18 protein-coding genes and 1 tRNA gene are annotated in these 15,808 nt (G+C 35.4%); 18 read left to right on the top strand and 1 reads right to left on the bottom strand.

The window, feature by feature from the left end; all coding sequences use genetic code 11:
- Window positions 1–25 precede the first annotated feature (25 nt).
- Complete coding sequence (locus PYW37_RS12455; RefSeq protein ID WP_003132007.1) at window positions 26–205, bottom strand: hypothetical protein; 180 nt, start codon at window positions 203–205, stop codon at window positions 26–28.
- 185 nt (window positions 206–390) lie between these two features.
- Between PYW37_RS12455 and PYW37_RS12450 the strand changes: the two genes are divergently transcribed.
- From PYW37_RS12450 to PYW37_RS12365, 18 genes are all read left to right on the top strand, one after another.
- On the top strand, window positions 391–1,242 hold the full coding sequence (locus PYW37_RS12450; RefSeq protein WP_021463283.1) for a sulfite exporter TauE/SafE family protein: 852 nt from the start codon (window positions 391–393) through the stop codon (window positions 1,240–1,242).
- Window positions 1,242–1,619, top strand: coding sequence for a DUF1634 domain-containing protein (locus PYW37_RS12445; RefSeq protein WP_003132003.1), 378 nt, complete (start codon window positions 1,242–1,244; stop codon window positions 1,617–1,619). Before PYW37_RS12450 ends, PYW37_RS12445 begins: the two co-directional genes overlap by 1 nt.
- Window positions 1,620–1,759: 140 nt before the next feature.
- Window positions 1,760–1,842: transfer RNA gene (locus PYW37_RS12440), tRNA-Leu, on the top strand.
- Window positions 1,843–1,913: 71 nt separating this feature from the next.
- Complete coding sequence (locus tag PYW37_RS12435; RefSeq protein ID WP_003132002.1) at window positions 1,914–2,120, top strand: hypothetical protein; 207 nt, start codon at window positions 1,914–1,916, stop codon at window positions 2,118–2,120.
- Window positions 2,121–2,161: 41 nt separating this feature from the next.
- Window positions 2,162–3,043: an NAD(P)-dependent oxidoreductase gene (locus PYW37_RS12430; protein WP_023190213.1), complete on the top strand. Its 882-nt coding sequence runs from the start codon at window positions 2,162–2,164 to the stop codon at window positions 3,041–3,043.
- A 215-nt stretch (window positions 3,044–3,258) separates the two neighbouring features.
- Window positions 3,259–3,606 (top strand): YlbF/YmcA family competence regulator, encoded by a 348-nt coding sequence (locus PYW37_RS12425; protein WP_012898702.1) that lies wholly within the window; start codon window positions 3,259–3,261, stop codon window positions 3,604–3,606.
- Between the two features lie 193 nt (window positions 3,607–3,799).
- Window positions 3,800–6,322, top strand: coding sequence for a DNA mismatch repair protein MutS (mutS, locus tag PYW37_RS12420; RefSeq protein WP_025017067.1), 2,523 nt, complete (start codon window positions 3,800–3,802; stop codon window positions 6,320–6,322).
- A 114-nt stretch (window positions 6,323–6,436) separates the two neighbouring features.
- Window positions 6,437–7,132, top strand: coding sequence for a hypothetical protein (locus tag PYW37_RS12415; RefSeq protein WP_025017068.1), 696 nt, complete (start codon window positions 6,437–6,439; stop codon window positions 7,130–7,132).
- A 128-nt stretch (window positions 7,133–7,260) separates the two neighbouring features.
- Complete coding sequence (mutL, locus tag PYW37_RS12410) at window positions 7,261–9,231, top strand: DNA mismatch repair endonuclease MutL (RefSeq protein ID WP_044009590.1); 1,971 nt, start codon at window positions 7,261–7,263, stop codon at window positions 9,229–9,231.
- A 112-nt stretch (window positions 9,232–9,343) separates the two neighbouring features.
- Window positions 9,344–9,937, top strand: coding sequence for a Holliday junction branch migration protein RuvA (ruvA, locus tag PYW37_RS12405; protein ID WP_003131995.1), 594 nt, complete (start codon window positions 9,344–9,346; stop codon window positions 9,935–9,937).
- Between the two features lie 126 nt (window positions 9,938–10,063).
- Window positions 10,064–11,065, top strand: coding sequence for a Holliday junction branch migration DNA helicase RuvB (gene ruvB, locus PYW37_RS12400; protein WP_003131994.1), 1,002 nt, complete (start codon window positions 10,064–10,066; stop codon window positions 11,063–11,065).
- A gap of 136 nt (window positions 11,066–11,201) precedes the next feature.
- Window positions 11,202–12,086, top strand: coding sequence for an XRE/MutR family transcriptional regulator (locus tag PYW37_RS12395; RefSeq protein ID WP_023190208.1), 885 nt, complete (start codon window positions 11,202–11,204; stop codon window positions 12,084–12,086).
- A 219-nt stretch (window positions 12,087–12,305) separates the two neighbouring features.
- Entirely contained in the window at window positions 12,306–12,596 is a 291-nt protein-coding gene (locus tag PYW37_RS12390; protein WP_023190207.1) for a hypothetical protein, read from the top strand.
- Window positions 12,597–12,662: 66 nt separating this feature from the next.
- Window positions 12,663–13,847 (top strand): coiled-coil domain-containing protein, encoded by a 1,185-nt coding sequence (locus PYW37_RS12385; RefSeq protein ID WP_014570851.1) that lies wholly within the window; start codon window positions 12,663–12,665, stop codon window positions 13,845–13,847.
- Complete coding sequence (locus tag PYW37_RS12380) at window positions 13,844–14,389, top strand: AAA family ATPase (RefSeq protein ID WP_023190206.1); 546 nt, start codon at window positions 13,844–13,846, stop codon at window positions 14,387–14,389. The genes PYW37_RS12385 and PYW37_RS12380 overlap by 4 nt, the downstream gene beginning before the upstream one ends.
- A gap of 176 nt (window positions 14,390–14,565) precedes the next feature.
- On the top strand, window positions 14,566–14,730 hold the full coding sequence (locus tag PYW37_RS12375) for a hypothetical protein (protein ID WP_003131988.1): 165 nt from the start codon (window positions 14,566–14,568) through the stop codon (window positions 14,728–14,730).
- Window positions 14,731–14,873: 143 nt separating this feature from the next.
- Window positions 14,874–15,311, top strand: coding sequence for a low molecular weight protein-tyrosine-phosphatase (locus PYW37_RS12370; RefSeq protein ID WP_010906378.1), 438 nt, complete (start codon window positions 14,874–14,876; stop codon window positions 15,309–15,311).
- 100 nt (window positions 15,312–15,411) lie between these two features.
- On the top strand, window positions 15,412–15,777 hold the full coding sequence (locus tag PYW37_RS12365) for a MerR family transcriptional regulator (protein WP_003131985.1): 366 nt from the start codon (window positions 15,412–15,414) through the stop codon (window positions 15,775–15,777).
- Window positions 15,778–15,808: the final 31 nt, after the last annotated feature.

The following is a 15,808-nucleotide window of genomic DNA, read 5'->3' as shown; positions in this document are numbered from 1 at the left end:
GATTTAGAATTTCTGTCAGTAAAATTTAACCATTTGTATTAGTTTCATTGACGTAATCATGAGCGTACTGTTCAATATCGGCTTTGAGTTCAGCTTTCATTTCTTGAAATTCGGACTCGCTATAATCGCGCTCGGCTATTTTAGCATTATAAAAGGGAATTGCTAGCTCTTGACGAAGTCGTGTCTCAAGTTCTTGTCTATTCATTTTAACCTCCAATAAGTTGCCTCAAAAACTCTTGTGAAGCATTAATCTTATAAGAATTATATCATAAATTGGGGTTGTAAAAAATAGAATAGGATTTAAATGTTCTTGATAAAGTATCTTAATCAAAGGAACAAGCAGCTTTAAAAAGTTTTTGGTAAAATAGGGTTATTAGATTGGAGAAACACATGTCTTTATTAGTATTTACTCTGTTGATGTTACTTCTTGGTTTCGTCGCAGGGGTATTTGGCTCAATTTTGGGTCTTGGGGGTGGAATTATTATCACGCCTATTATTACGACATTTTTTGGTGTTGATATTAAATATGCCATTGGGGCAAGTATTGTTGCCGTTATTGCAACAAGTTCTGGTGCGGCCATTTCTTATCTGAAAGATGATATGATTAATGTTCGTACCGCTATGTTTTTGGAAATATTTACCACAATTGGTGGTTTAGTTGGTGCAATTTTAGCAGGATTTTTTGATGCTACGATTTTAAATATTTTATTTGGTTGTCTTTTGATTTTCCAAGGCTACAATATGTGGCGGAAAATGCATAAAGGTGAGGAAGTTGTTCAAAAGGTGGAGTCAGACAAGATTGCTGAGAAATTAAAATTAAACTCAAGCTATTATGATAAACAGCTTGGCAAAGAAATTCCTTATCAAGTAGAAAAGGTTCCAGGTGGTGCTGCTGTAATGCTTGGTGCTGGTGTTGCGTCAGGTCTTTTGGGAATTGGTTCTGGGGTCTTTAAGGTCATGGCAATGGATTCAATGATGAAAATGCCTTTAAAAGCTTCAACAGCGACTTCAAATTTGATGATTGGGGTAACAGCAGCGGCTTCTGCAACGGTTTATTTTTTCAATGGCTATGTTAATCCAAGTTTAGCAGGTCCGCTTGCTATTGGGATTGTTGCCGGTGCAGCTTTGGGCTCAAAAATTATGCCTAAGTTACCAGCGAAAACAATTCGATTGATTTTCATTCCAGTTATTTTAATTATGGCATTACAAATGTTGCTTAAAGGATTGGGGGTATCGCTCTAATGGTAAATAAAGAATTAACAAAAGAAGAGTTACTCAAAATAGAGCGAAATATCGGAAAGATTCTTCGGATTGGTGTATTTGTTAGTACTACAGTCATTATTATTGGAATTTTGATGTTTCTCCTAAGCGGCCATTCTGGTTATGCTGAAGGGGTTTGGCCAGATAAATTTAATGAAATTTTAAGTGGTTTAGTTGAATTTAAAGCATTGGCTTGGTTGATGACTGGATTATTCCTCTTAATTTTGACTCCTGTTTTGCGAGTAGTTGCTTCAATTGTGGCTTTTGCAAAAGAAGGAGATAAACTCTATGTGGCAATTACAACTTTAGTTTTGATTATATTAATTGTTGCAATGTTTGTAGGGCACGGAGGTGCTTAAATAGGGCGTCATAGCGGATTTTCAACTTGCATTTTTTCTATTAAACTGATATTATAGAAAAGTGTTATGACCCGTAGGGGAAGTGCCTTTGTAGTAGTCGCTTTAGCGACTTACGTAAAAGGACAAGGTTATGATCCGTAGGGGAAGTGGTGGAATGGCAGACACGCATGCTTCAGGTGCATGTGCGAGAAATCGCGTGAGGGTTCAAATCCCTTCTTCCCCATGATTAAGTGGACGGTTGGCTGGAAGCTGGCCGTTTTTTGCTCTTTTGAGCTTTTTAAGAGATGGAGAAATATGACTAGATTAACAAGAGAAGAACTAGAGAAAATCATTGATGAAAATCCTTTACGCTCTTTATCAAGCATTGGCGAAGAAACAGGAAATTCACGAGTGGCTATTGAAAAATGGTTGAAAACTTATCAATTGGATGAATATCGTAACCGAAAAATCAAACGGTTGCGGGGAGATAAAGCCCGTAAACGTCGTGATTACCAAAATTAGACGAAACAGATTTTATAAATCTGCTAAATAAAGGAGAAGAAATGTCAAAAATAGCATTTATTGGTACGGGTGTGATGGGAGCCGCAATGGCTGGTCATCTTATGGACGCTGGTCATGATTTAATTGTTTATAATCGGACAAAATCAAAAACGGACGGTCTTGTGGCACGTGGTGCAACTTATGCTGAAAATCCACAAAAGGCTGCGGCTCAAGCTGAGTTTGTGATTACAATTGTTGGTTATCCTAAGGACGTCCGCGAAGTTTATTTTGGTGCAGAAGGAATTTTCAAAAATGATTGTTCAGGAAAAGTTCTTATTGATATGACGACGACTGAGCCAACTTTAGCACAAGAAATTTATCAAGAAGCCAAAAAAGTTGGAGCATTCGCACTTGATGCCCCTGTTTCTGGAGGAGATTTGGGTGCAAAAAATGCAACACTAACCATTATGGTTGGTGGTGATTCAGAAACTTATGAGAAAACTCTGCCTTTATTTGAAAAAATGGGAAAAACTATTACTCATCAAGGGGCAGCTGGAAGTGGACAACACACTAAAATGGCTAACCAAATTTGTATTGCGGGTACAATGACTGGAATGACAGAGCTTTTAGCTTATGCCCAAAAGGCTTGTTTGGATTTGGATAAAGTTTTAAATACTGTTGGGGGAGGTTCTGGTGCTACTTGGTCTTTGGCTAATTACGGGCCTCGGATTCTCCGTGAAGATTATAGTGCAGGATTTTTTGTTAAGCATTTCATCAAAGACTTAGGGATTGCACTTTCTGAGGCAGAAAAAATGAATCTTGAGCTTCCTGCAACTAAAGGGGCAAAAGAACTCTATGAGCAATTAGCTGATAAAGGCTTTGAAAATGATGGGACTCAAGCTTTGATTAAACTTTGGTGGCCAAATGGACATCGTCCAGAATAAGAGAAATAGCGCAAAACAGCCTGAACATTTCAGGCTGTTTTTATAGATAAAAAAGTTGAAGTGATTGAAAAACTAAATATATTTTATAGATTTCACCCTAATTTATAAAGCGAAGTATCGTCACTTTACCAAATATGTTATAATTATTTTATAAAGTCTAAGAGTTTTAATGAAAGAAATAATTAGTAATTAATGAAATTTTAAGGAGGCTTGAGATGCACTATGATGACTTAGTTGATTTGCTTGTTGAAAAAATAAAAAGTCTTGATTATGTTAAAGATTTTCAACAAGCTGAAACAGCACTAATGGCTAATCAAGAACTTTTTAAAGCTCAAGAAGAAATGAAAGCTCTACAAAAAGAGGCTGTTTTATATCAAAAAATTGATAAAATACAAGCTTACAAAAAGACTTCACAGTCGGCTCAAGTCATTGAAAAACGGATTAAGCATCATCCTTTGGTAGAAGATTATGCTACAAAATTAGAGGATGTCAATGATTTAGTTCAATATATCACTGGTGAATTAGAAGAGAAAGTAAATCTTTTGTTGGAAACTGGTGAATAAAAAGTACTGACAAGAAATTCTGGCATAGGATAGGCCATGAAAGCTTGCTTATGGAGATGCTAGAATTTTTGTCAGTAAAAATATAATAAAAAAATACTGACAGAATTTCTGTTTTAGGATATTTAGTGTTAAATTTTCTTACGGATATGCTAAGAATTTCGTCAGTAAAATTTAGATGGGATAGGAAGAAAAAATGGCTGAAAAAATTTCACCAGGAATGCAACAATATTTAGACATCAAACAAGATTATCCCGATGCTTTCTTGCTCTTTCGGATGGGTGATTTTTATGAGCTTTTCTATGATGATGCAGTGAATGCTGCCCAAATATTAGAATTAACCCTGACTTCAAGAAATAAAAATTCAGAAAATCCAATTCCAATGGCTGGTGTTCCTCACCATGCAGCAGCTGAATACATTGATAAATTGGTTGATTTAGGCTACAAAGTGGCTGTTGCTGAACAAATGGAAGACCCGAAAAAAGCGGTCGGAATTGTTAAACGGGCAGTAACACAGGTGATTACCCCAGGGACAACGATTGACACTGCAAATTCGGTTGATAATAATTTCTTGGTGGCAATTGACTTCAAAGATAAACATTATGCTCTTTCCTATATAGACTTATCAACTGGGGAATTCAAGGTGACAGAGCTCAGCGAATTTTCAGCGGTGGTGGGAGAAATTGCTTCACTCAAGGCGCGGGAAATTGTAGCTGGTTTTACTTTAGATGAAAGTCAATTAAAAGTTTTTGAAAGACAAATGAATCTTTTGATTTCAGAACAAATTGAAATTTCTGAAAATTTACTGATAGATTTGTCAGGATTGACCGCCCTAGAAAATCAAGTCGCTTCAAAATTGTTGGCTTACGTAAAAGAAACACAAATGCGTGATTTGAGTCACTTACAAGAAGTTGAACATTATGAAATTAAAGACTTTTTGCAAATGGACTTTGCGACAAAATCATCTTTAGAGCTGACGGCAAATAAAAGAGAAAATAAAAAACATGGCACACTTTATTGGTTGCTTGATGAGACGAAAACAGCGATGGGAACCAGAATGTTACGGTCGTGGATTGACCGTCCTTTGGTTTCAAATTCAGCCATTCAAAAACGAATGGAAATTGTTCAAATTTTCTTAGACCATTTCTTTGAGCGTTCCGATTTGATAGAAGCCTTAAAAGGGGTCTATGATTTAGAACGTTTGGCTTCACGTGTTTCTTTTGGTAAGGCTGTTCCGGTTGATTTTTTGCAGCTGGCTAATTCTTTATCAAATGTTCCTGCTATCAAAAATATTTTGGGAATGCTTAATGAAGCTCCATTAGAAGAGTTAAAAAGCCAATTAGACGAAATTCCAGAATTATCTGGTTTAATTAATTCAGCTATTAGTGAGAATGCCTCAAGAACGATTACTGAAGGGGGCATTATTAAAAAAGGCTACAATGCTCAATTAGATAAATATCGGGAGGCGCTTGAAAATGGGACTTCTTGGATTGCTAAATTGGAAGCAGATGAAAAAGCCAAGACAGGAATTTCCACACTACGAATTGATTATAATCGTAAGGATGGTTATTATTTTCATATTACTCAAAGTCAGTTGAATAGTGTTCCTGAACATTTTTATCGGAAGGCAACTTTGAAAAATTCTGAGCGTTTTGGTTCTCAGGAATTAACTGAAATTGAAGAAATTATGTTGGAAGCGCGTGAAAAATCATCATCTCTAGAATATGATTTATTCATGGGCCTTCGGACTGAAACGGAGCAATATATTGGCAGACTACAAGCTCTAGCCAAAACAATTGCTGAAATTGACTGTTTACAAAGTCTATCTGTCGTTGCCGAAAAACAAGGATATATCCGTCCGACGCTTACAGATGGCTCAAGAATTGTTGAAATTAAAGGCGGTCGTCATGCGGTCGTTGAAGCGGTCATGGGTGCTCAAGAATATGTGCCAAATGATATTGAACTGCCTGAACAAACAGATATTCAACTCATCACAGGACCGAATATGTCAGGTAAATCAACCTACATGCGTCAATTTGCTTTGACGGTGATTATGGCTCAAATTGGATCTTTTGTTCCAGCCGAAACAGCCAATTTACCAATTTTTGATGCCATCTTTACACGGATTGGTGCCAGTGATAACTTGATTTCAGGGGAATCGACCTTTATGGTTGAAATGTCTGAGGCCAATCATGCCATTCAAAAGGCAAGCAGTCGCAGCCTGATTATTTTTGATGAATTAGGGCGAGGAACGGCAACTTATGATGGGATGGCTCTAGCTCAAGCAATTATTGAATATGTTCATGACCATATTGGGGCAAAGACCTTGTTTGCTACGCATTATCATGAATTGACAGACTTAGATGAAGCGCTCGATCATCTTGATAATGTCCATGTTGCTACCTTGGAGCAAAATGGGAATGTGACTTTTTTGCATAAAATAACAGAGGGACCAGCTGATAAATCCTATGGGATTCATGTGGCGAAAATTGCAGGTTTACCACAGCCTTTGTTAGAGCGAGCAGATTTGATTTTGCAGAAGTTAGAAAATAAACCTTTGCCTGCTAAAAAAGTTGCTGATGAACAAGAACAACTTAGTTTATTTGATTTTACCGAAAATTCTTCAGAAATTATTGAAAAGATAAAAAGGCAAAATGTTGATAATATGACTGCAAGAGAGGCTTTGAATTTCTTGTGGGAACTTAAAGATTCACTTTGAACTTGGTAGCGAGGCTTATTCTGTAAATAAGCTAAGAAAAAAGGCTATAATTACTTAAAAAGAGATTCATTGAAAGATGAATTGAGTAGAAGCTAACATAAAAAGGAGCTAAACATGGGAAATGAAAAAGAACTTAAAGGGCAAGAAATTCCAGAGACTCAAGTGGAGCCAACTGAAGAATTAAATTCTGAGAATCTTGCTTCTCAAGAAGAAACAACTAAGAGTGATATTAGTGAATGGGATGCCTCAGAGCCTGTACTTGATGAGCCAGTAGTTGCCAAGGCTGAAGTTTCAGAAGGTTTTGTAAGTGAACCAGTGATTGCAGAACCAGTAATTGCTGCTAGTGAACCACTTGATTCAAAAGTCGAAGAGAAAACGAGCGAACAATCAGCTTATGCAGATATTCCTCAGAATCGTTCACTAGAAAATCAAGATGAAATTAAAACTAAATGGAACTGGGGCGCTTTTGCTTTAACTATGTGGTTTGGGATTGCCAATCGCGCTTATTTGGGACTTTTGATTCTACTTACTTTGGTACCGTGGGTAGGTTGGATTTTTGGGATTGTATGGATGATCGTTTTTGGTTTTAATGGCGAAAAATGGGCACTTGAAAATCGAGATAATAAATATCGTGATGAGGAAGAGTTCCGTAAGGTCATGGACGGTTGGAATCGAGCAGGTTTCGTTGCATTCATCATTGGAATTGTATTATTTGTGATTGCAATTTTGATTCTTATTTTCGTATTAGTCTTTGCTTTTAACAGCTATAATAATTTTGATAATGGTTACCGCGATTTTGGAAACTACTAATTAATGTAAAAATGATAGACAATTTTCATCTTGTCTATCATTTTTTGTCAGTAAAAAATGAAAAGCGAGCCCTTGCTTTTTGTGTTATAATTAGAATTAATTTAAAAAAACAAGAGAGCGAGATTATTGTGGGAAAAATTATTGAACTAAATGAAGCGCTCGCCAATCAAATTGCTGCTGGAGAGGTGGTTGAGCGGCCTGCTAGTGTTGTCAAAGAATTAGTCGAAAACTCAATTGATGCTGGAAGCAGTAAAATTATTATCAATGTTGAAGAAGCTGGTTTGCGGTTAATTGAAGTCATTGATGATGGTTTGGGTTTGGAAAAAGAAGATGTGGCTTTGGCTTTACGTCGTCATGCAACAAGTAAAATCAAGGATTCGGCAGATTTGTTTCGGATTAGAACACTTGGTTTTCGGGGGGAGGCTCTGCCATCAATCGCTTCTGTCAGCCAGATGACCATTGAAACAAGTACGGCTGAGGAAGAATCAGGAACAAAACTAGTTGCTAAAGGTGGAAATATCGAAACTTTAGAACCACTTGCTAAGCGAGTGGGGACGAAAATTTCTGTTGCTAATCTTTTTTATAATACACCAGCAAGACTCAAGTATATCAAGTCCTTGCAGGCTGAACTTTCTCATATCACAGACATCATCAACCGATTGAGTCTGGCTCATCCAGAGATTTCCTTTACTTTAGTTAATGAGGGTAAAGAATTTTTGAAAACGGCTGGAAATGGTGATTTACGCCAGGTTATTGCTGCAATTTATGGCATAGGGACAGCGAAAAAAATGCGTCAAATCAAGGGCTCAGACTTAGATTTTGAACTAACAGGTTATGTCAGCATACCAGAGCTGACAAGGGCTAATCGTAATTATATTACGATTTTAATAAATGGTCGATTTATCAAAAACTTTTTATTGAATCGGGCAATTTTAGAAGGATATGGCAATCGATTGATGGTGGGACGGTTCCCTTTTGCTATTTTATCGATTAAAATTGACCCAACACTTGCTGATGTTAATGTTCATCCGACAAAACAAGAGGTGCGTTTGTCTAAAGAGCGTGAATTGATGGCTTTAATTTCTAAAGCAATTGATGAGGCTTTATCAGAAGGTGTTTTGATTCCAGAAGCTTTGGAAAATTTGCAAGGAAGAGCTAAAGAAAAGGAAACTCTTTCTGTTCAAACGGAACTTCCTTTGCAAAATAATCCTTTATATTATGATAATGTTCGCCAAGATTTTTATGTCAGAGAAGAGGCAACTTTTAAAATCAATAAAAATCAAGCTTCAAATGATTCGTCTGAACAAACTTTTGATAATTTTACAGAAAATCAACTTAATACAGATGCTGTCAGTGAAAAAATGACTGACAGAACTGTGGAAAGTACTACTGAAATTACTGACAACAGTCTAGAAAATACTGTCAGCAACTTTGAAATTGATTTTGATAATGAAGCAAAGATAAGTCAGTCATCAACTTTTCCGCAGCTTGAATACTTGGCACAATTGCATGCGACTTATTTACTTTGTCAGTCCAAAGAAGGACTTTACTTGGTTGACCAACATGCGGCTCAAGAGCGAATCAAATATGAGTATTGGAAAGATAAAATTGGTGAGGTCAGTATGGAGCAACAAATTTTACTTGCACCATATTTGTTCATTTTAGCCAAAAATGATTTTATTGTTTTAGCCGAGAAGAAAGATTTGTTGCATGAAGCCGGTGTTTTCTTAGAAGAATACGGAGAAAATCAATTCATTTTAAGAGAACATCCAATCTGGTTAAAAGAAACCGAGATAGAGAAATCAATTAATGAAATGATTGATATTATTCTCTCATCAAAAGAATTTTCACTCAAAAAATATCGTCATGATTTAGCTGCAATGGTTGCTTGTAAAAGTTCAATTAAAGCTAATCATCCCCTTGACGCCGAGTCAGCTAGAGCTTTACTCGCAGAATTAGCAACTTGTAAAAATCCTTATAGTTGTGCGCATGGACGGCCAACGATTGTTCATTTTTCAGGGGATGACATTCAAAAAATGTTCCGGAGAATCCAAGAAACGCATCGTTCAAAAGCAGCTTCGTGGAAAGATTTTGAGTAAAAAGTGACTAAACAGATTAATGATGAAGTTGGTCAGTAAAAAAATAGATAAAAACTACTGACAGACTTGAATAAGGGAGTTTGTCAATCAAAAAAATTAGAAAAGTAAAAAAATGTTTGAATATCTTAATGGAAAATTAGTAAAAATTTCCCCAACAAATATTGTAATTGATGTAGCAGGAATTGGTTATCTTATCAGTGTAGCTAACCCTTACGCTTGGTCTGCTTTGATGAACACAGAAGTAAAAATTTATGTTCATCAAGTCATTCGCGAAGATGCCCACAGCCTCTATGGTTTTGTTAACGAGGCCGAAAAAGCTTTATTCTTACGTCTGATCAGCGTTTCTGGGATTGGGCCAAAATCAGCTCTGGCCATCATTGCGGCGGCTGATAACGAAGGTTTAATCACTGCTATTGACAATAGTGATATCAAGTATTTAACTAAATTTCCAGGAGTTGGTAAAAAAACAGCCATGCAGATGGTGCTTGATTTGGCTGGGAAATTTGATGCGACAGGAACTGTAGGTATTTCTCTTCTTGATGCTGGACCTGCTGGCAATCTTGCTTTGGAAGAAGCGATTGAAGCGCTGCAAGCTTTGGGTTATAAAGCAACAGAATTGAAGAAAATTGAGAAAAAATTAGCTCAAGAAACAGGTCTGACCAGCGAAGAATATATCAAATCAGCCTTAAAACTTATGATGAAATAAAAAAGTTTGAAGAAAGAACTGACAGACATCAAAAATAGTCATTAAAGTCTTTCTGTCAGTAAAATTTACTGACAGCTTCTCATAAGTTATCAAAAATCATCTCTAAAAGGAGAATTACAAGATAAGATGAACGATATATTAAACAAAGAGCCAATGGAAGAAGATTACGGTATTGAAAAATCTCTACGTCCGCAATTTTTTAATCAATATATTGGTCAAGATAAAGTCAAAGAACAATTAGAAATCTTTATTAAAGCAGCAAAAATGCGTGAAGAAGTTTTGGACCACGTGTTACTTTTTGGCCCTCCGGGACTTGGTAAGACAACAATGGCATTTGTCATTGCCAATGAGTTGGGGGTTAATATTAAACAAACAGCGGGTCCTGCCATTGAAAAGCCAGGAGATTTAGTTGCGATTTTGAATGAATTGGAACCTGGCGATGTGCTATTTATTGATGAAATTCATCGGATGCCAATGCAAGTTGAAGAAGTTCTTTATAGCGCTATGGAAGATTTCTACATTGATATTATGCTTGGTTCTGGTGATGGTTCACGCTCGGTTCATTTAGATTTGCCGCCATTTACTCTAGTTGGGGCAACAACAAGAGCTGGAATGCTTTCGAATCCATTGCGTGCCCGTTTTGGAATTTCAAGTCATATGGAGTATTATCAAGAGCGTGATTTGGAAGAAATTGTTAAAAGAACAGCTGATATTTTTGAAGTCGAAGTTATTGATAATGCCGCTTTAGAGATTGCTTTACGTAGTCGAGGGACTCCGCGGATTGCCAATCGTTTACTTAAACGAGTGCGTGATTTTGCTCAAATAATGGGGGATGGCCGAGTGGATAAAGCAATTACCGATAAGGCCTTGTCTATTCTTGATGTTGATGCCGCTGGTTTGGACTATATTGACCAAAAAATTCTCCGCACAATGATTGAAATGTACCACGGTGGTCCTGTTGGGATTGGAACTTTGGCGGTAAACATTGCCGAAGACCGTGAAACGGTCGAGGATATGTATGAACCTTATTTGATTCAAAAAGGATTTTTGATGAGAACTAAACAGGGACGTAAGGTGACCCAAAGAGCCTATGAACACCTAGGTTATGTTTACAATGAAGAAGATTGACAGTTAGTATCTGTCAGTAAAAAGGTTTGTCAAAGCTTGACGGGCTTTTTTATATTACATAAATTCCTGCCGTTGTAACAATAATGAAAAAAGTATATAATATGACCATAAAGTTACGACTGGAGAGACAAGACAAATGGTTAATCAATACTATGGTTTAAAACTTCAAGAACTCTGTGAAGCTAAAGAAATCACGAAAAATGAAATTATCAAAAAAACAGGAATTCCTAAAAGTAGTCTCTCTCGTTTTTTTAGTGGAGAAGGTTATTTAAATCTTGATCAAATTGATGCTTTGCTTGAATTTCTTCACTTGGAACTTTCTGAATATGATTATTATCTCAATAATTTTAAACATAGTTTTTACGAAGAATTATTTAGTAAAATCGACCAAGCGGCAACGAATAATAATATTGAAGAACTAAAAGACATTGCCTGGCAATGTGAGCAAATTGGCGAACATTTGATTGCTCTTTGTGCCAAAGCACGCTTAGAAAAGTTGCCAGAAAACGAAGTGGTTGAGTTAAGTTCTTTTATTTTTGGAATTGAAATATTTAGTTTTTATGAACTTCTCATTTTGTCAGATACCATTGAGCAATTTTCGTCAGAAATGATAAAAGCAATTATTCAAGATTTGAGCCATCATCATCAAAGGTTAGCCAATCGTACACGTTATCGCAAAATTATTTGTCAAATCGCCTGTCGCGGAGCAGTGACTTGTATCCAAGAAGGGAAAGAAAAGGAAGCGCAAGAATGTCTGGCTCTGGTCAAAGCATATTGTCATGAAAAAGACGCATATTCTAGATTGATTTATCGCTTTACTAAAGGTTATTATTGTATTTTTTATGGTCAAGGCGAAGAACGACTTCTGGGAATTGATAGCATGAAAAAGGTCATCGAAATTTTTGATTGGGAAGGAAGTATAAATTTAGCAAAAACCTACCAAAAACTCTATGATAAATATGTGAAAAACTATAATTTTCCTCAATGGTTAAGTGATATTCTAGGAAAAGATTCAATTTGAATCTTTTTTTTGTGCTTTCGAAATCGGTGCTACAATAAAGTTAAGGAGACAAAAATAAAAACAAACGAGGAAAAACCAATGGACAAATTCGCAAGCTACTGAGCGCAGCCAAGAAAACAAAGTAAAAAATGAAAGGAAGCTCTCAACATGAGAAAAATATCATCAGCTTGATTCAGAAAAGATAATTTCTTTCTGAATTTGGGCAGAAAGAGGTAAATTATGAAAATGAATTTGAAAAAACAAATCTTTGTCTTATCAACTTTACTTGTTACGACAGGTGCGATAGGGGTAACTTCTGTATCTGCGACTCAAGTCACCTATGTAAAAACAAGTTCAGTTACTTACTATCTAAATAATGTTTCTACAGGAACAACGGATTATTATGATTATGTGAATATCCTTCATGGAGGTTCTTATACAACCACCACAAGTACAATTTACTACACGGTAGTAAATTCTGTCGGACAAAGTCAACCGGCAAAACAAGTAACTACTTATTATCATTATTGATGGAATAGGAGTAAGCTACCTCACTTACTCCTATTTAATGATTATTTTTGATTGAGAGGTGATTAAATGAAATACTTCAAATTTGAATTAAAAAAGTTTATTCTAAACAAAAGAAACAGATACTTATTAGCTTTGATTTCTTCCTTAATCATAGTTTATAGTGTATATAATACAATTTCTTTTACTAATATTTTTAAAAATAACATCACTAGCCTTGTTCAAGAGGTACAGACTAATGAAAAATCAGTTCAGGATAACATTGAAACTACTGAAGAAAGCCTAAAAACCACAAAAGTGAAGGCAGAAGATGATAATCTAAATAATACATTGAGTGACTTAAAGCAAAAAGATAACATCTATCAAAAACAAATCGCAGCTATAGGCGTCAATGACATTAATGAATATTATCATTTACAAAAAGAAATTGACCAGTTGTATTTTAAACAAAATGGTAACCAATCATCATCTGGTCAAGATAAATTCCTGAAAGCAGAAATTAAGTATATCAAGACAGTTCAAGAGAGAAAGTTAGATTTTGAAGCAATGCCTACCATGCAATCTCATGCTTTTGGAAATTTTCATCAGCAGTTCATTCCAATTTTAACGAGTAGTCTATTCATTGTCTTATTTGCTTCCATGGTTTCAATCCTTGTCGCCACTAGTTATGAATCAAAAGAAAACAGATTTTATCGATTTGCGGGAATTGATTTGCAGAAAAATTTAATTATAAAAGTTTTATCTGGAACTTTAGCGACCTTTGCTTGGATTATTATTTCTAGTATCATTTATTTTCTGGTAATTGGGGTGGTGAATGGTTTTGGAGCATGGAATTATCCCGCCTATCTTGGTGATTCGGATTTGAAAACAGGATTTACTTTGACTAATCTCACAATTCCAAATGGAATTTTGGATTTAGGAAGTATCCTCTATCTGTTTTTTGTCATCTTTTTCTTGGCTTCATTAGGTGCCTTGATTTCTGTTTTTGTAAAACGGAGTATGGTTGTTGTTGGGGTTATAGCTCTATTTGTCATGGGATATTCGATGATAGGAAATGTTTCTTGGATAATTTCAATTAGACGTTTTGTGCCACTTTCTTATCTTGAACCTCTAAAACTTTTTGGAAATCCTAGTGCTCTTTTTGGAAAATATTCTATATTAATCGGGGCTGGCTATCTACTTTCTTTAAGTGTATTATTTTTGCTCATCTCTGTCTTCATTATTAAAAATCAAAAAACAAGGAGAATCTCATGATATTAAAAATAAAAAATTTAAAGATACCAGACATTGCTCCGCTTAATTTTGAGATTTCTGAAAATGGTTTGTACGGTCTGATTGGACGAAATGGGATTGGGAAAAGTACACTTTTCGGCATTCTTTCAGGAGAAATTGGATTTTCTCAAGGAGAAATAGAAAATGGGCGTGTCGCTTATCTTCCCGATGTAGAATCTTTTGAAGAAAGTTTAAAAATGCATGATTATTTTAAAATTTTGAAAAATAGTGAACAGGATAGAGCAAGAGAGTTAAGTCTTACTTTTGGTGCAGATAAATTTGCGAAAAAGAGAATTGGCCAATTTTCTTTAGGAATGAAAGAGCTTTTTGCGACAATTTTATCATTTTCTATCGACTGTGATATTTTAATCATTGACGAGCTATTCAGTGGGCTTGACGTTTCCAAAAAAGCCCTAGTTTATGAAGAAGTGAAAAAAATCGCTCAAGAAAAAATTGTTTTATTAACCTCACACAATCTCAAGGAAATTGAACATTTCTGTGACCAAGCTTATCTATTGTCCTAAAAAGGACTGACTTTGGTGACAAATTTTGATGAAGCGGCAAAAGAAATCGGTTATATGGATGTATTTTTTTAGTGAAAGGGAATTAATGCGAAATAATACTACATTATTTGGTTTATATATTTTCTAATAATTGTTTCCGATTAAGAGATAAGTCGAATGAAAGATAAGGAGAACTTATGTCAGTAATTACACCTGCCCCTCAACCTAAAAGTGATATTTTTCGGGAGGTTGAACAACTCCAAAATTCTTTTAAAAATAATGAAAGTAAAGTTTTGGTAGATAACAATAAAATTTATAAAAAATTGAAGGAAAAAAAGAAAAAAATTAAGCAGAAAGATTAGTTCGTCTGTCAGTAAAAAAGTTTGTCAAATTTTGGCAGACTTTTTCATTTTAGAATTCTGTCAGTAATATCTTGTGAAATAGGGTATAATAGAATAAATGCTCAAAATTAGTTAATTTATAAATGATATAAAGTAAGGAAGTCATGGAAAAGATTGTTTTTGTCTGTTTAGGAAATATTTGTCGTAGCCCAATGGCAGAATTTGTCATGAAAGATTTAGTTGAAAAGGCAGGAAATGAATCAAATTTTTTGATTGAAAGTCGAGCAACTTCTTCTTGGGAGCATGGAAATCCAATTCATTCTGGAACCCAAACAAAACTAAAAGAACAAAAGATTGCTTTTGACCTTCAAAAAGGAAGTCAAAAAATCAGTAGTGAAGATTTTTATGAATTTGATAAAATTATCGCAATGGATGAATCCAATTTAGAAAATCTTAGAAAAATGGCACCAGAAGGAACGAGTCAAAAAATCGCGATGCTTTTAGAACAAGGTGTTCCAGATCCATGGTTTACGGGCGATTTCCAAGAAACTTATCAACTTGTTAAGACGGGTTGTCAAAGATTATTGGATGAAATTGTATAAAATATTTCAAATAAAATAAACCGATGTGAGAAAATCTCACATTAAAACTTGACTTTGCTAATAACAAGGTCTATAATGAAAGGCATGGAGGCGAGATTTGGTGAAAGAACGTGAATTAAGACGCTCTATGGCGGTACTTCCAATAGGAACTGTCATGAAACTCACTGACCTAAGCGCAAGGCAGATTCGTTATTACGAAGAGCAAGAGCTTATTTTCCCGGAGCGAAGTGACGGTAATCGTCGCATGTATTCGCTCAATGACATAGATGCTCTATTTGATATTGCTGACTTATTGCAAGAAGGTAATAATATTGCAGATATCAAAGAAATTTATGCCAAAAGGGATGCTAAGAAGGCTCAAACTTTATCTATCGGAGAAGTCCACCATGCACTTGAACGCGAATTTGCCCAACAAGGTAGATTCGGAACTCCTGATCCCACTCATTTTACCCAACCGCGGATGTAAGTTTAGTTTACTTTATTTGTCAACTAAGTTT

Origin of the sequence: Lactococcus lactis (assembly GCF_029023865.1) — a bacterium.
Taxonomy (GTDB): Bacteria; Bacillota; Bacilli; order Lactobacillales; family Streptococcaceae; genus Lactococcus; species Lactococcus lactis.
Note: the sequence above shows the minus strand (reverse complement) of the source record. Positions and strands in the feature narration are given on the sequence as shown.

Excerpts from the sequence above, each read along its gene's own strand:
- PYW37_RS12455 (WP_003132007.1), bottom strand. The coding sequence starts at position 205 with ATGAATAGACAAGAACTTGAGACACGACTTCGTCAAGAGCTAGCAATT.
- PYW37_RS12450 (WP_021463283.1), top strand. The coding sequence starts at position 391 with ATGTCTTTATTAGTATTTACTCTGTTGATGTTACTTCTTGGTTTCGTC.
- PYW37_RS12445 (WP_003132003.1), top strand. The coding sequence starts at position 1,242 with ATGGTAAATAAAGAATTAACAAAAGAAGAGTTACTCAAAATAGAGCGA.
- PYW37_RS12435 (WP_003132002.1), top strand. The coding sequence starts at position 1,914 with ATGACTAGATTAACAAGAGAAGAACTAGAGAAAATCATTGATGAAAAT.
- PYW37_RS12430 (WP_023190213.1), top strand. The coding sequence starts at position 2,162 with ATGTCAAAAATAGCATTTATTGGTACGGGTGTGATGGGAGCCGCAATG.
- PYW37_RS12425 (WP_012898702.1), top strand. The coding sequence starts at position 3,259 with ATGCACTATGATGACTTAGTTGATTTGCTTGTTGAAAAAATAAAAAGT.
- mutS (WP_025017067.1), top strand. The coding sequence starts at position 3,800 with ATGGCTGAAAAAATTTCACCAGGAATGCAACAATATTTAGACATCAAA.
- PYW37_RS12415 (WP_025017068.1), top strand. The coding sequence starts at position 6,437 with ATGGGAAATGAAAAAGAACTTAAAGGGCAAGAAATTCCAGAGACTCAA.
- ruvA (WP_003131995.1), top strand. The coding sequence starts at position 9,344 with ATGTTTGAATATCTTAATGGAAAATTAGTAAAAATTTCCCCAACAAAT.
- ruvB (WP_003131994.1), top strand. The coding sequence starts at position 10,064 with ATGAACGATATATTAAACAAAGAGCCAATGGAAGAAGATTACGGTATT.
- PYW37_RS12395 (WP_023190208.1), top strand. The coding sequence starts at position 11,202 with ATGGTTAATCAATACTATGGTTTAAAACTTCAAGAACTCTGTGAAGCT.
- PYW37_RS12390 (WP_023190207.1), top strand. The coding sequence starts at position 12,306 with ATGAAAATGAATTTGAAAAAACAAATCTTTGTCTTATCAACTTTACTT.
- PYW37_RS12385 (WP_014570851.1), top strand. The coding sequence starts at position 12,663 with ATGAAATACTTCAAATTTGAATTAAAAAAGTTTATTCTAAACAAAAGA.
- PYW37_RS12380 (WP_023190206.1), top strand. The coding sequence starts at position 13,844 with ATGATATTAAAAATAAAAAATTTAAAGATACCAGACATTGCTCCGCTT.
- PYW37_RS12375 (WP_003131988.1), top strand. The coding sequence starts at position 14,566 with ATGTCAGTAATTACACCTGCCCCTCAACCTAAAAGTGATATTTTTCGG.
- PYW37_RS12370 (WP_010906378.1), top strand. The coding sequence starts at position 14,874 with ATGGAAAAGATTGTTTTTGTCTGTTTAGGAAATATTTGTCGTAGCCCA.